The 13,385-nt window shown below is 72.6% G+C and carries 13 protein-coding genes and 1 tRNA gene; 2 read left to right on the top strand and 12 right to left on the bottom strand.

Annotation, left to right across the window (positions count from 1 at the left end; genetic code table 11):
• Positions 1–58: 58 nt before the first annotated feature.
• From rsgA to FH609_RS00230, 3 genes are read right to left on the bottom strand one after another with little or no spacing between them, the layout of a single operon-like run.
• The gene (gene rsgA / locus FH609_RS00240; protein ID WP_139665834.1) at positions 59–1,066 is read right to left on the bottom strand and encodes a ribosome small subunit-dependent GTPase A; all 1,008 of its coding nucleotides are present in this window, start codon (positions 1,064–1,066) and stop codon (positions 59–61) included.
• A gap of 17 nt (positions 1,067–1,083) precedes the next feature.
• Positions 1,084–2,454 carry a 3-phosphoshikimate 1-carboxyvinyltransferase gene (gene aroA / locus FH609_RS00235; protein WP_139665835.1) on the bottom strand — a complete coding sequence of 457 codons (1,371 nt, stop codon included), beginning with the start codon at positions 2,452–2,454 and terminating at the stop codon, positions 1,084–1,086.
• Between the two features lie 41 nt (positions 2,455–2,495).
• Positions 2,496–3,209 (bottom strand): M50 family metallopeptidase, encoded by a 714-nt coding sequence (locus tag FH609_RS00230; protein ID WP_139665836.1) that lies wholly within the window; start codon positions 3,207–3,209, stop codon positions 2,496–2,498.
• Positions 3,210–3,434: 225 nt separating this feature from the next.
• On the opposite strand from FH609_RS00230, the gene FH609_RS00225 reads away from it, so the two are divergent.
• A complete protein-coding gene (locus FH609_RS00225; protein ID WP_226961279.1) occupies positions 3,435–4,115 on the top strand; it encodes a DUF2637 domain-containing protein in 681 nt (226 codons plus the stop codon).
• A 49-nt stretch (positions 4,116–4,164) separates the two neighbouring features.
• On the opposite strand, the gene FH609_RS30730 is transcribed toward FH609_RS00225, so the two are convergent.
• The 4 genes from FH609_RS30730 to FH609_RS00205 form a co-directional block, all read right to left on the bottom strand.
• Complete coding sequence (locus tag FH609_RS30730; protein WP_193317757.1) at positions 4,165–4,617, bottom strand: hypothetical protein; 453 nt, start codon at positions 4,615–4,617, stop codon at positions 4,165–4,167.
• A gap of 186 nt (positions 4,618–4,803) precedes the next feature.
• Positions 4,804–4,879 (bottom strand) — tRNA-His (locus tag FH609_RS00215).
• A 113-nt stretch (positions 4,880–4,992) separates the two neighbouring features.
• Positions 4,993–5,604, bottom strand: coding sequence for an oligoribonuclease (gene orn, locus FH609_RS00210; protein WP_139665838.1), 612 nt, complete (start codon positions 5,602–5,604; stop codon positions 4,993–4,995).
• Positions 5,605–5,669: 65 nt separating this feature from the next.
• The gene (locus tag FH609_RS00205) at positions 5,670–6,776 is read right to left on the bottom strand and encodes a GlxA family transcriptional regulator (protein WP_122184058.1); all 1,107 of its coding nucleotides are present in this window, start codon (positions 6,774–6,776) and stop codon (positions 5,670–5,672) included.
• Between the two features lie 743 nt (positions 6,777–7,519).
• Here FH609_RS00205 and FH609_RS00200 point away from each other — a divergent pair.
• Positions 7,520–8,041 carry a universal stress protein gene (locus tag FH609_RS00200; protein WP_139665839.1) on the top strand — a complete coding sequence of 174 codons (522 nt, stop codon included), beginning with the start codon at positions 7,520–7,522 and terminating at the stop codon, positions 8,039–8,041.
• A gap of 359 nt (positions 8,042–8,400) precedes the next feature.
• Here FH609_RS00200 and glmS read toward each other — a convergent pair whose 3' ends face one another.
• The 5 genes from glmS to FH609_RS00175 all read right to left on the bottom strand — a co-directional run bounded on the left by glmS (position 8,401) and on the right by FH609_RS00175 (position 13,382).
• Positions 8,401–10,221, bottom strand: a complete 1,821-nt coding sequence (gene glmS, locus FH609_RS00195; RefSeq protein WP_139665840.1) for a glutamine--fructose-6-phosphate transaminase (isomerizing) — start codon at positions 10,219–10,221, stop codon at positions 8,401–8,403.
• Between the two features lie 79 nt (positions 10,222–10,300).
• On the bottom strand, positions 10,301–10,576 hold the full coding sequence (locus FH609_RS00190) for a hypothetical protein (RefSeq protein ID WP_139665841.1): 276 nt from the start codon (positions 10,574–10,576) through the stop codon (positions 10,301–10,303).
• Between the two features lie 97 nt (positions 10,577–10,673).
• Positions 10,674–11,597 carry a DUF4429 domain-containing protein gene (locus tag FH609_RS00185; protein WP_139665930.1) on the bottom strand — a complete coding sequence of 308 codons (924 nt, stop codon included), beginning with the start codon at positions 11,595–11,597 and terminating at the stop codon, positions 10,674–10,676.
• Between the two features lie 164 nt (positions 11,598–11,761).
• Positions 11,762–12,196 carry an ASCH domain-containing protein gene (locus FH609_RS00180; RefSeq protein WP_139665842.1) on the bottom strand — a complete coding sequence of 145 codons (435 nt, stop codon included), beginning with the start codon at positions 12,194–12,196 and terminating at the stop codon, positions 11,762–11,764.
• A gap of 28 nt (positions 12,197–12,224) precedes the next feature.
• The gene (locus FH609_RS00175) at positions 12,225–13,382 is read right to left on the bottom strand and encodes an acyl-CoA dehydrogenase family protein (protein WP_139665843.1); all 1,158 of its coding nucleotides are present in this window, start codon (positions 13,380–13,382) and stop codon (positions 12,225–12,227) included.
• Positions 13,383–13,385: the final 3 nt, after the last annotated feature.

Here is a 13,385-nt window from a genome sequence, read left to right as displayed (position 1 = left end):
CGGTCAGCAGGCGCATCGTAGTCCCGCGCCGCAGGCGCGGTACTCCCCGCTCGGCGCCTCAGTCGCCCTCGTGCCGCTCCCTGGTCGCCAGCAGCCGGCGCAGCGAGTAGAGCCGGGCCGGCTCGGCGTGGCCCTCGGCCACCCAGTCGTCCAGCGCGCAGTCCGGCTCGTCGTGGCCGCACGCGCGCGGGCAGTTCGCCGCGCCCGGCGCCAGGTCGGGGAACGCGTGGATCACCCGGGACGGATCGACGTGGTTCAGCCCGAACGACCGCACGCCCGGGGTGTCGATCACCCAGCCGTCGTCGTCGGGCAGCGGCAGCGCCAGCGCGGAGACCGTGGTGTGCCGGCCGCGCCCGGTGACCGCGTTGACCCGGCCGGTCGCCCGCCGCCGCTCGGGCACCAGCGCGTTGACCAGGGTGGTCTTGCCGACCCCACTGTGCCCCACGAAGGCCGTGATCCGCCCGGCCAGCAGGGCGTGCACCGGCTCGACGGCCTCCTCGTCGTCGAACCGCTCGGCGGTGGTCACCACATGCCGCACCCCGAGCGGGGTGTAGGTGTCCAACAGCGGCTTCGCCGGCGCCAGATCGGCCTTGGTGAGGATCAACAGCGGCTCAAGACCCGCGTCGTAGGCGGCCACCAGGCAGCGGTCGATCAGCCGGGGGCGCGGCTCCGGGTCGGCCAGCGCGGTCACGATCGCCAGCTGGTCGGCGTTGGCGACGACGACCCGCTCGTGCGGATCGTCGTCGTCCGCCGTGCGGCGCAGCACGGAGCGCCGCTCCTCGACGCGCACCACCCGGGCCAGGGTGTCCTTGTCGCCGGAGAGGTCCCCGACCACCGCGACCCGGTCGCCCACCACCACGCCCTTGCGGCCCAGCTCCCGCGCCTTCATGGCGAGCACCGTGCGATCCTCCACCAGGCAGGTGATCCGGCCCCGGTCCACCGTCACCACGAAGCCCTCGGCCGCGTCCTCGTGGGCGGGCCTGCGGTGCGTGCGCGGCCTGGTGCCCCGGCGGCTCGGCCGGACCCGAACGTCGTCCTCGTCCGTGTGCTTGCCGTAGCGGCGCATCGCCGGCCCGCCCGCGCCTAGTCCCCGGCCCCCGCCGCGCCGGGCCCCTCGGGCGCCAGCATCCCGTGCCACAGCTCGGGGAAGTCGGGCATGGTCTTGGCCGTGGTGCCGATGTCCTCGACCTCGACGTCCTTGACCACCAGGCCCAACAGCGCGCCGGCGGTGGCGAGTCGGTGGTCCTCGTAGGTGTGGAAGACGCCGCCGTGCAGCGGGCGCGGCCGGATGCGCAGCCCGTCCTCGGTCTCGGTGACATCGCCGCCGAGCGCGTTGATCTCCTTGGTGAGCGCGGCCAGCCGGTCCGTCTCGTGGAGCCGCAGATGGCCGACGCCGCGCAACGTGGACTCGCCGTCGGCGAGGGCGGCGACGGCGGCGATGCCGGGCGTCAGCTCGCCGACCTCGCTGAGGTCCGCGTCGATGCCCCGCACCCGGCCGGTGCCGGTCAGCGTCAGGCCCCGCGCGTCGAGGCGGCACTCCCCGCCCATCTCGGTGAAGATCCGGCGCAGCGCGTCGCCGGGCTGGGTGGTGTGGGTCGGCCAGTCGGGGATGGTGACCCGGCCCCCGGTGACCAGCGCGGCGGCCAGGAACGGCTGGGCGTTGGAGAGGTCGGGCTCGACGACCAGGTCCCGGCCGAGGAGCGCCCCCGACGTCACCCGCCACACGTTGGGCTCGCCGCCGGAGTCCGGCGCGTCGACCTGGGCGCCGGCCCGGCGCAGCATGTCCACGGTCATCCGGATGTGCGGCATCGACGGCAGCCGCTCCCCGACGTGCCGCACCTCGACGCCCTGGTTGAACCGGGGCGCGGACAGCAGCAGGGCGCTGACGAACTGGGAGGAGGCGGAGGCGTCCACGTCCACCCGCCCGCCGTCCAGCGAGCCGGCGCCGTGCACCGTCATCGGCAGCGCGCCCCGACCGCCGTCGTCGATCCGGGCGCCCAACGCGCGCAGCGCGTCGATCACCCCGTGCAGGGGGCGCTCGTGGGAACGGGGGTCGCCGTCGAACCGCACCGGCCCCTCGGCGAGCGCGGCCAGCGGCGGCAGGAAGCGCATCACCGTGCCGGCGTTGCCGACGTCAACCGTGGCCGGCGCCTGCGGGTGGGCCGGGATGACCCGCCAGGCCTCGCCCCGGCCGACGGGCAGCCCCGAGACCGCCGAGTTCGACGAGACGGTCTCCTCGATGCCGATGCCGAGCGCGCGGAGGGCGTCCGCCATCAGCAGGGTGTCCCGGGAGCGCAGCGGGCGGCGCAGCCAGCCGGGGTCGGCGGCCAGCGCCGCCAGGATCAGGGCACGGTTGGTGACCGACTTGGAGCCGGGCACCGTTACCGTCGCGTCCACCGCGCCGGAGGCGAAAGGCGCGGGCCAGAGGGCCGGGGTCTCGCTGTCGTCGGTCATGAGCCTCACTCTAGTGCGTGACAGTCCGTGATCGCCGGTGTTCAACGGTCAAGCAACCACCGGGCGCCACCGATCAACGACGTCAGCGTCACCGCGTGAAACAGAATCAGCCAGAAGAAGGCGGGCGCGTGCGTCAGCCGGGCGAGCTGGTCCGCGTCCGAGTCGCGCGCCTGCCCGCGCCGGCGCTTGGTGTGTAGCTCGAAGACCGGCCGCACGCCCCCCAACAGCAGGAACCAGACGACCACATAGGCGAACGCGGCCTGCACGTCCGGCTCGGTGAGCCAGCTGACCAGCAGGAAGAGCGCGCAGGTCAGCAGCACGGTGAGCAGGCCGTAGGCGTTCCGCACCATCACCAGCAGCGCCAGCAGCAGCGCGGTCGCACCCCACAGCAGCGCCGTGATCCGGCCGTCGGCCAGCAGCGCCGCGCCCCCGAGCCCCAGCAGCGACGGCGCCACATAGCCGGCCGCCGCCGTGAGGATCATCCCGAATCCGGTGGGTTTGCCCCGGGAGACCGTGAGGCCCGAGGTGTCGGAGTGCAGGGTGATGCCGTCCAGCTTCCGCCCGGTGAGCAACGCGACCAGCCCGTGCCCGCCCTCGTGCGCGATGGTGACGGCGTTCCGCGCCACCCGCCACGGCCCCCGGGAGACGACCACCGCCAGCGCGACGACGGCCGTCCCCACTATCAACCACATCTCGGGCGCGGGCTGGGTGCCGGTGACCCGGTCCCACAGCTCCTCGATATCAGCGATGTCCATGACTGCCCGATCCTAGGCGGTCCCCTTCCGGGTGAGCCCGACGCGGCCCCCGACCGGGCGGCGCTAACGACGCGGGCGGCAGGAAGAAACGGTTCGGTCAAGGGGCCGCCCGCTGGGCCACCCGCAGGACGCCATTCACTCCAATGCCTCACATCCCGGCCGGGGCGGCGTCGTTTGGCGGAATGTGACCGCACTGCCAGCCGAGGGCGAGGACCGCGACCGATGATGCACGACTCCCGAGGCGCGGCCTGGCCGCACGGCACCGAGGAGATGGGGGTCTTCGTCCCCCCCGAACTGCGCACGGGGCCGCACCCGGACCTGCACCCCGTGGGGAACGCCTGGGGCTTCGGCGACGACACCGCCCGGCTGACCGACCTGCTCAAGACGGAGGAGCTGGCGGAGCCCCCGATGCCGCCCCGGCACCGCAGGACCCGCCACCGGGTCTCCGTGCCCCGGGAGTCGGCCAAGGTCAGGTGGCTGCGCTGGGCCAGCCTGCTGCTGGGGGCGACGACGGCGGTGCTGGTCGCGATGTTGAGCGTGCTGGGCGGGCTGATCAGCTACCAGCCGCTGCGCGACGCGGCGGCCCCCGGCCAGTCGGGCCTGCTCAACGCGTGGTGGCCGCTGCTGGTCTACGGCCCCTGGCTGGTCGCCTCGCTCTCCATCCTCCGGGCCGCCCTCCACCAGCGGACCGTGCGCCACTCGTGGGTGGTGGTGATCCTCTTCTCCGGGCTGGCCGTCTGCCTCTCGGTCGCCCAGGCCCCGATGACCGCGGTGGACATCGCGGTGGCCGCCGTGCCGCCGATCTCGGCGCTGGTCGCCTTCCACCAGATCGTCAAGCAGATGACGCTCACCAACCCGCCGCGCCATGCGCTGCCCCGCCAGCGGACCGGCCACCACCGGGGTTGAGCGGAGCATTCTTACCCCCTGTCGACCCGGCTGGGCCGCCCGTTCGACGCTATGTGGCCAACTCGTAGGCGGCGCCGCGCTGTTGACCCGGGCCGGCGAAATGGACAAAGGGCGCGAAGATCCGGGCGCCGTCGTGGAACTCGACGCCGAAGCCCGGGGTGCTGGCCGGCTGCTCCCGCTCCGAGTACCCCCTGACCCGCGCCACCCCGTCCAGGCCCGCGTTGGTCACGGCCGCGACCAGGAAGCGCTCGACGGCCAGCGGCGTCGGCCGGCCCGCCGCCAACTCCGGCTGCGGCACCGGCTCGGGGGCCCGCCCCGCCGGCGCCTCGGCGTCCGCCGGCGGCTGCGCGGTGACCGCGTGCCACAGCCTGGTCCCCGAGGCGAACGTCACCAGCACCCCGAAGGGCCGGACGTTCCCCTCGGACCAGGGCTCGACCTCCTTCACCCCGGCGACGGCCGGATAGCGGTCACAGGCGAACTCCACGAACCGCTCGGGACGCATGACCCTCCCCTGCGTCACACGGGAGAACGCTGCCCCCGTCGACCCAACTGACCTGCCAAGTCTAGGAGTTGATCGCCCCGCACCGGGGTCCCTCGTTCGGGTGAGAACGGCCGTCGATCCCGGCCGGCAGCCGGGCACGAAGAAGCCCCCCGGCGGCGTCTCCGCTGCTCGGGGGGCTCTCGTTCCTGGGGTGAGTGACGGGACTTGAACCCGCGGCCACCTGGACCACAACCAGGTGCTCTACCAGCTGAGCTACACCCACCATGACCGGCCTGAACGGCGCGTTCGCCGTCTTCAACCGCTCCACGAGTGTACAGGGTTCCAAAGGGTGCTCGCACGCCCCGCCCGGGGGCCGGGAGGCCCGCCGCTAGGGCCTCAAGAGAGGCCCTGGCTCGGCGCGACGTGCTGGGCGGCGATCCTGCGGGCCGCCTCGGAGTCGGGTCCCGGCTGGGGCACGAAGACCGCCTCACGGTAGTAGCGCAGTTCGGCGATGGACTCCCTGATGTCCGCGAGCGCGCGGTGGTTGCCGCTCTTCTCCGGGCTGTTGAAGTAGACCCGCGGGTACCAGCGGCGCGCCAGCTCCTTGATCGAGGAGACGTCGATCACCCGGTAGTGCAGGTGTCCCTCCAGGCGCGGCATGTCCCGGGCCAGGAAGCCCCGGTCGGTGCCGACCGAGTTCCCTGCCAGCGGGCTCTTCCCGGCCTCCGGGGCGTGCTGGGCGACGTAGTCGAGCACCAGGTCCTCCGCCTCGGCCAGGGTCCGGCCGCCGGCCAGCTCGTCCAGGAGCCCGGACGCGGTGTGCATGGCGCGCACCACGTCCGGCATCGACTCCAGGGCGGCGTCCGGTGGCCGGATCACCACGTCCACGCCGTCGCCCAGCACGTTCAGCTCGGAGTCGGTCACCAGGGCGGCGACCTCGACGAGAGCGTCGTCGGCCAGCGAGAGGCCGGTCATCTCACAGTCGATCCACACCATGCGATCGTTCATGCGACAACCTTACGTCGCGCACCGCGACGGCTTCGTCGCGGTGCACGACCGGCACGCGTGCGGCCTCAGCGCTCCGGGCGCGGCCGTTGGCCGGGCACCCGGGGCGAGTAGCCGTCGGTCACCGGCTTGCTCCGGCCGGTGCCGTCCTGCTGGCGGGCCCGGTAGGCCGCCCGGTAGGCGGCCGGCGAGGCGCCCAACTGCCGCCTGAAGTGGCCGCGCAACGCCACCGGGCTGCGGAACCCGCAGCGGCCGGCGACCTCGTCGACCGAGTAGTCGGAGACCTCCAGCAGCCGCTGGGCCTGGAGCACCCGCTGGGTGATCAGCCACTGGAGCGGCGCGCTGCCGGTGAGCGAGCGGAACCTGCGGTCGAAGGTCCGCCGGCTCATGTAGGCGCGGGCCGCGAGCGTCTCCACATCGAACTGTTCGTGCAGGTGTTCCAGGGCCCAGGCCACCACCTCGGCCAGCGGGTCGGCGCCGATGTCCTCTGGTAAAGACCGGTCCAGATGGCGGTGCGGGCCGACCTCCGTCCCGTTGCCCCGCCGGGGCGGGAGCACCAGGCGGCGGGCCAGCGCGGCCGCCGCCTCCGGGCCGTGGTCCTGCCGGACTATGTGCAGGCACAGGTCGATGCCCGCCGCCGTCCCGGCCGAGGTGAGGATGTCACCGTCGTCCACGAACAGCTCCCTGGGGTCCACGTGGACCGAGGGATAGCGCTTGGCCAGCGTCGGGGCGTACATCCAGTGCGTGGTCGCCGGCCGGCCGTCGAGCAGGCCGGCGGCGCCCAGGGCGAAGGCCCCGGTGCACAGGCCGACGATCCGGGCGCCCTCGCTGTGCGCCCGCCGGAGCGCCGCCAACGCGGCCGCCGGGGGCGGCCCGGTGATGGATCGCCAGGCGGGCACGATGACGGTGCCGGCACGGGCCACCGCGCCCAGCCCGTAGGGCGCGCGCAGTTCCAGACCGGCGGTGGTGCGCAGGGGTCCGTCCTCGCCGGCACAGGCCAGCAGACGGTAGCGCGGCACCCCGGCATCCTGGCGGTCGACGCCGAAGACGGACAACGGGATGGAGCTTTCGAACATCGGACTGCCGCTGAACAGCAGCACCGCGACGACTTCGCGGCGGCGTCGGGCAGCCAGCTTGACAGCGGGCTCGGGGCCGTGCGTTGGGTCCTGGCTCATGCTCCTCAGTTCCCTCGGTCGTCGCATCCTCTCGGTCCTGCACGTTTCCCCCGACGTGTTTGCCAAGATCGAATCTACTGTGTCAGGCGAGGTCGGCGGGACAAGTTCATCACTCGGCGCTAAATCGACATGACAACGTGGCGCGAAGCATTCGATCAGGAAGCGTTTCACGTGGCGGCAGTTGGGGGAAGTGCGCCTCCCTCCGGGAGCGCCCGCCGGAGGGGGCAGCAGGCCAGGGATGGCCCATCCACCGGGTATACCCCAGGTGTTGAAGGGGTGGGTGAGCAAGGTGGGGCGGCCACACGGAAGTTGGCTGAAAATAAAAGCCGTCAGCAAGAACTTCAGACCGCGCGCCCGGCGTGCGCCGGGGGCGCTCGGGGGTCGCTCGTGCCGCAACCCCCCGAGCACGCTCGGTGATCATGTCCAGAACAGGAGCACCCATGCGCCCCCCGGCCCCGGAACGGCCGCCGCCCCGGCGTCGATCACCGGGCGGGTTCACCGGCGCCGGAAAGTGTCCGAAAGCGTTGCCTGGGCGGCCGGGGATGCGGCATCCTGCACGGTCACGGTCGCGGGACCGGTTTCCAGGGTTGTACACACCATCTCTGGGAACTAGGTACCTGAACGCCGTACCCTGGAGGTGGAACCTGTGACGAAAGGGAGTACCCTCCTCCTTCCCCACGCGCTCCGCCCCCGTTTCCCACACATTCCCGAGGTCTCCTCACCGACTCCCCGCTGAGGCTCCGATGGCTGGATACGAGTTCCCCGAACCAGCGGATCGCAGGCGCGTCGTAGAACCCTCCGATACGCCCGACCCGGCGACCGAGGACCACGCGGCGCGTGATCCCGCGTTCCAGCACGGCGTGGTGGTGGGCTTCGACGGCTCCACCTCCAGCGAGCGCGCGCTGGCGTACGCCGCCGGCCTCGCGCAGCGCTCCCACGCGGGCCTGATCATCGTGCACGTGGCCAACCGGCTGCCGACCACCGTCTGGGCCGGCTGTGAGCCGCCCGCGCTGGTCGACGTCCCCGACCACCGCACCGAGGTGCTGGGGCTCGAACTGTCCTGCGCCGAGCACCTCTCCGACCTGCCCTGGGTGCTGCTGGAGCGCGGCGGCGACATCTGCCACGAGCTGGAGGAGGTCGGGCGCGAGTACGCGGCCAACGCGATCGTGGTCGGCACCACGCACGGGCTGTTGAGCCGGATCTTCGGCTCGGTCTCCGGACGGCTGGCCCGCCGCGCCCAGCGCCCGGTGATCGTGATCCCCTGACGGGCCCACCAGCGTCCGTCGGGGGAAGCGGCGGCGAATCCCCACTGACCATTCACCAAATTCACCGGGCATGGGACGTGGATTGTGCGTTTGTGATGGGCATAAAGCTGACACCAGCTCCGCCAGCCGCCGCAAGGCGGCGGCGGACGGGTCGGCTTGGGCCGACGGCCGGGAGGTGACGGACCCGGCCCCGGCCTTCCCCTGCCGGCGTAATGGGCGACGCCGGCAACCTGGGGCGGCCCCCGGGGTTGCGTTTGGTGGCACGCACTTCCCCGGGGGCCGCCGCCTGTTTCCCGCGCCGCCTCCGCGCCCCGCAGCGGCCTCGGACGCCGCGCGGTCAGCGCGTTCTCATTCCACGGTCACTCCACGGTGACGGACTTGGCGAGGTTCCGGGGCTTGTCGATGTCCCGGCCCAGGGCCAACGCCGTGTGGTAGGCGAGCAGTTGCAGCGGGATGCCCATCAGCACCGGGTCCAGCTCCGGCTCGTTGCGGGGCACCACGATGGTGTCGTCGGCCTTGGCCTGCTCCTCGTGCGCGACGGCCAGGATGCGCCCGCTACGCGCCTTGATCTCCTCCAGGGTGGCGCGGTTCTTCTCCAGCAGCTCGTCGTTGGGCATGATCGCGACGGTCGGCACGGCCGGCTCGATCAGGGCCAGCGGGCCGTGCTTCAGCTCGGACGCCGGGTACGCCTCCGCGTGGATGTAGGAGACCTCCTTGAGCTTGAGCGAGGCCTCCTTGGCGACGGGGAAGCCCCGCACCCGGCCGACGAACATCATGCTCTTGGCGTCGGCGAAGTCCTTGGCCAGCGCCGCGATCCGGTCCTCGTCCCGGAGGATCTCCGCGATCTGCGCCGGCAGCCGCCGCAGGCCCTCGATGATCCGCCGCCCGTCGGCCACCGACAGGTCCCTGATCCGGCCGAGGTGCAGCGCCAACAGGGCGAACGCCACGGCGGTGTTGGTGAAGCACTTGGTGGAGACCACGCAGACCTCGGGGCCCGCGTGGACGTAGACACCGCCGTCGGTCTCCCGGGCGATCGCCGAGCCGACGACGTTGACCACGCCCAACACCATGGCGCCCTTGCGCTTCAGCTCCTGGACGGCGGCCAGGGTGTCGTAGGTCTCGCCGGACTGGCTGGTGGCGATGTAGAGGGTGTCGGGGTCGACCACGGCGTTGCGGTAGCGGAACTCGCTGGCCGGCTCGGCGTCGGCCGGGATGCGGGCCAGCTCCTCGATCAGCTGGGCGCCGATCAGCCCCGCGTGGTAGGCGGAGCCGCAGCCGAGGATCTTCACCCGGCGCACCCCGCGTGCGGCCCTGGCGTCCAGGTTGAGCCCGCCGAGGCGGACGGTCGCGAAGCGGTCGTCGATCCGGCCGCGCAGCGCCCGGTCCACGGCGTCGGGCTGCTCGGCGATCTCCTTGTGCATATAGGTGTCGTGGCCACCCATGTCGTAGCTCTCCGCCTCCCACTCCACCGTGGTGGGCGAGGCGGCGGTGCGGCTGCCGTCGGTGGTGTAGGTGCGGTAGTCGTCGGCCTTGAGGGTGGCCATCTCGCCGTCGTCCAGGGTGATCACCTGGCGGGTGTGGCTGACCAGGGCCGCCACGTCGGAGGCGACGAACATCTCCTTCTCGCCGATGCCCAGCACCACGGGCGAGCCGTTGCGGGCCACCACGATGCGGTCGGGGAAGTCGGCGTGCAGCACGGCGATGCCGTAGGTGCCCTCGACATAGCGCAGCGCCTCGCGGACCTTCTCCTCCAGCGTGGCGGCCTGGGCGCGGGCGATCAGGTGGGCGAGCACCTCGGTGTCGGTCTCGGAGGCGAGGGCGATCCCGTCGGCGGAGAGCTTGGCGCGCAGCTCGGCGGAGTTGTCGATGATGCCGTTGTGCACGACGGCGACCTTGCCGGCGTCGTCCAGGTGCGGGTGGGCGTTGGTGTCGTTGGGCGCGCCGTGGGTGGCCCAGCGGGTGTGGGCGATGCCGCCGGTGCCGGCGAAGCGGGCGGGGAGGCGCTCCTCCAGCTCGCGGACGCGGCCGGCGGCCTTGACGGTCTTCAGCCCGCCGTTCCTCCCGCTGCTGTGGATGGCGATGCCGGCGGAGTCATAGCCCCGGTACTCAAGTCGTTGGAGCCCCTCCAGCAGGAGCGGGGCGACATCTCGTTTGCCGATGTATCCAACGATTCCGCACATCCTGGTTCCTCCTGCTGTCGAATCTTCCGGCTGCCCGTCGTCCCCCTGCGCGCCCCGGGCGGGGCGAACGGCCGTTCCGTCACCCGTAGACGATCCGGCGCAACTGCCGCAGCGAGAGCGTCGGCGGGGCCACCGCGCGGTGCGGCAACTCCTCCGCGACGCGCTCGAAGATCCCCTCGTTGGTCAGCCCCTGGGCGCGTAGCTCCCGGTGCCGCCTCCGAACGAACTCCTCGGTGGTCTCGTCGAAATACGCCAGCACATCGAGGACCACGCGGGCGGCTTCGCCACGCCCGAGGGGGGTACTGCGGACCAGGTGGTCCACGAGGTCCTCGTGGGGCGTTCGACGTTCGGGCACCCCTCGATACTGCGGACCGCGGAGGACTTTCGCAACATTCCTGCCCGATATCGGGCAGGGATGTGTCGCGAGCGGGCCGCGAACGGACTGCGGACGCCTAGAGCCGGTCGATCATGGCCTTCTTGGCGGCGGTGAACTCCTCGTCGGTGAGCACCCCCGAACGGTGCAACTCGCCCAACTCCCGCAGCCGGCGCAGGATGGTGTCGTGGTCGGGCGCGGCGCCCTCGCCGGCCGGCAGGGCGGGCGCTTCCGGCGCCTTCGCCAGCCGGCCGCCGGCACCCCGGCCCGGGCCGCCGGCCGAGGAGTGCGCCGAGGGGTGCGGCAGCCGGGCCAGCACGGCCGCCGTCAACAGCGCGGACTCCGCGATGTCCTTGGCCATCCGCAGGCCCCAGAGCACCACGGTGTTGGGGTCGTGCGCCGGCTTCACGGCGGCCGGGGCGACGCCCTTGGGCAGGAAGCGGACGAAGCCGTTCTCCCAGCCCACCGGCGGGGTCCACTGGACCTCGGCCAGGTCGTCCAGGCCCAGGGTCCTGGGGCCGGCGCTCTTCTTGCTCTCCTCGGCGCCCCAGCCCCAGGTGATCCGCAGCTGCTCCCCGTCGAACGTCACCTCGCCGTCGGAGGCGTGCAGGGTCAGCGGCACGCTGGGCCCGGGCAGCAGATAGCGGTCGCAGGGCTCGCCGGGGACCTGCTCGATGAGCAGCGCGTTGCGGACGGACTCGACCAGGTACTCGGCGACGCCGGAGCGGTCCCGCGCGACCTCCAGCTGGTACGGGTCGGCGGCGTCGGGCAGCCGGCCGCCGGTCGCCTGGACCAGCGGGTCGGCGCCGTGCCGCAGCCGCAGGCGCAGCCGGCCGCTCTTGCGGCCCGACTCGTGGGAGACGGAGGCCACGGCGGTGAGCGGCACGACCAACTCGCCCAGCGAGGAACGCAGCAGATGAACGCCCTTGCCGTGGCCCGGCACGATGCGCAGCACATCGCCCTCGAAGTACCAAGCGCCGGACGGTTGACTGATCTCTGCCATGGCGACCATGGCCCCGATTCTTCCAGCCGGCCCCGACAATCGGGGCGGCGCTGTCGAGCTGACGACCGAATTGGCGTGCGGGGTGAGCGAGTTGACACCGATAGTGACCTCATGCTGATCGACCACTGGCCCCTGGCCGCCCTGCGGCGACCGTTCTTCGGAGTTCAGCCGGGGGCGGGCTGATCGGTGGGGGCGGTCAGGCGCCGCAGCACGCGGAACCGTTCCAGGACCACCTCGGTGGTGTCGTCCACCGTGAAGGCCGGGTCGCCCAGCTCGGCCCGGCTGTCCGGGCCGTGCCAGAACGCCTCGTGGTCCGCGCGCCAGGCGGCGAGGTCGGTGTGGCCCTCGCCCTCGGCGAGGGCGTGCGCGAGGTCGACCGCGCCCAGCGGCACCACCCGGACCTCGGTGATCTCCAGCTCGGCCACCGGGCGTTCGGCCGAGTCGACCAGCAGCCACCGTTCCCCGGGCGTCGGCAGCGGCTCGTCGGCGGCCAGGTAGCCGGCGAGCAGGCCGGTGGTCGCGGTCTTGGCGCCGCCGAGCACGGCGGCCACCAGCCGGTCCCGCAGCGGCCCGGGGAAGCCCAACTCGTAGCGTTTCACGGTGCTTTCACGTTCACCACCCCCGGCCTCACGCCGCCTTGAGGTGGCGTGCGATCAGCATCCGCTGGACTTCGCTGGTGCCCTCGCCAATCTCCAGGATCTTGGCGTCCCGCCACATCCTGGCCACCGGGTACTCGTTCATGAAGCCGTAGCCGCCGTGGATCTGGGTGGCCTCGCGGGCGTTGGTCACGGCGATGTCGGAGGCGTGCAGCTTGGCCATCGCGGCCTCCGTCTTGAACGGCTCGCCGGCCAGCAGCCGGGAGGCCGCGTCCCGCCAGGCGATCCGCGCGGTGTACGCCCGGGTCGCCATGTCCGCGAGCTTGAACTCGATGGCCTGGTTGTCGCCGATCGGCCGCCCGAAGGCGACCCGCTCCCGCGCGTAGCGCACCGACTCGTCAACGCAGCCCTGGGCCAGCCCGGTGGCCAGCGCCGCGATGGCGATCCGGCCCTCGTCCAGGATGCTGAGGAACTGGGCATAGCCCCGCCCCTCCTCGCCCAGCAGATGGTCCGCCGGGACCCGCACGTCGTTGAAGGACAGTTCGCGGGTGTCCGAGGCGTTCCACCCCACCTTGGAGTAGCCGGGCGCGACGGACAGCCCGGGCGTGCCGGCCGGCACGACGATCGCCGAGATCACCGGGGCGCCGTCCGCCCGGCGGCCGGTCACGGCCGTGACCGTGACGAACGCCGTGATGTCCGTTCCCGAGTTGGTGATGAAGCTCTTGGTGCCGTTGATCACCCACTCCCCGCCGTCCCGCACCGCCGTGGTGCGGGTGCCGGAGGCGTCCGAGCCGCAGTCCGGCTCGGTCAGCCCGAACGCCCCCAGCGCCTCGCCCGAGCACAGCGCCGGCAGCCAGCGGCGGCGCTGCTCCTCGGTGCCGAAGCGGAAGATCGGCATCGCGCCCAGCGAGACCCCGGCCTCCAGGGTGATCGCCACCGAGGAGTCCACCCGCGCCAACTCCTCGATGGCCAGGCACAACGCGAGGTAGTCGCCGCCCATCCCGCCGTACTCCTCGGGGAACGGCAGCCCGAAGAGGCCCATCCGGCCCATCTCGCGGACGATGTCGTAGGGGAACTCGTGTCGCTCGTAGAACCCGCCGATCTTGGGCGCGACCACGTCGTGTGCGAACGCCTCCACGGTGCGGCGCAGTTCCTCGTGTTCGGGGGTGAGGCGGTGGTCGAGAGACATGGT

Source organism: Streptomyces sp. 3MP-14 (genome assembly GCF_006334905.2).
Lineage (GTDB): Bacteria > Actinomycetota > Actinomycetes > Streptomycetales > Streptomycetaceae > Streptomyces > Streptomyces triticirhizae.
This window is presented reverse-complemented; position numbering and strand designations above follow the sequence as displayed.

Excerpts from the sequence above, each read along its gene's own strand:
- rsgA (WP_139665834.1), bottom strand. The coding sequence starts at position 1,066 with ATGCGCCGCTACGGCAAGCACACGGACGAGGACGACGTTCGGGTCCGG.
- FH609_RS00175 (WP_139665843.1), bottom strand. The coding sequence starts at position 13,382 with ATGTCTCTCGACCACCGCCTCACCCCCGAACACGAGGAACTGCGCCGC.
- FH609_RS00185 (WP_139665930.1), bottom strand. The coding sequence starts at position 11,597 with ATGGCAGAGATCAGTCAACCGTCCGGCGCTTGGTACTTCGAGGGCGAT.
- FH609_RS00200 (WP_139665839.1), top strand. The coding sequence starts at position 7,520 with ATGGCTGGATACGAGTTCCCCGAACCAGCGGATCGCAGGCGCGTCGTA.
- FH609_RS00230 (WP_139665836.1), bottom strand. The coding sequence starts at position 3,209 with ATGGACATCGCTGATATCGAGGAGCTGTGGGACCGGGTCACCGGCACC.
- orn (WP_139665838.1), bottom strand. The coding sequence starts at position 5,604 with ATGAACGATCGCATGGTGTGGATCGACTGTGAGATGACCGGCCTCTCG.
- FH609_RS30730 (WP_193317757.1), bottom strand. The coding sequence starts at position 4,617 with ATGCGTCCCGAGCGGTTCGTGGAGTTCGCCTGTGACCGCTATCCGGCC.
- FH609_RS00205 (WP_122184058.1), bottom strand. The coding sequence starts at position 6,776 with ATGAGCCAGGACCCAACGCACGGCCCCGAGCCCGCTGTCAAGCTGGCT.
- aroA (WP_139665835.1), bottom strand. The coding sequence starts at position 2,454 with ATGACCGACGACAGCGAGACCCCGGCCCTCTGGCCCGCGCCTTTCGCC.
- FH609_RS00225 (WP_226961279.1), top strand. The coding sequence starts at position 3,435 with ATGCACGACTCCCGAGGCGCGGCCTGGCCGCACGGCACCGAGGAGATG.
- glmS (WP_139665840.1), bottom strand. The coding sequence starts at position 10,221 with ATGTGCGGAATCGTTGGATACATCGGCAAACGAGATGTCGCCCCGCTC.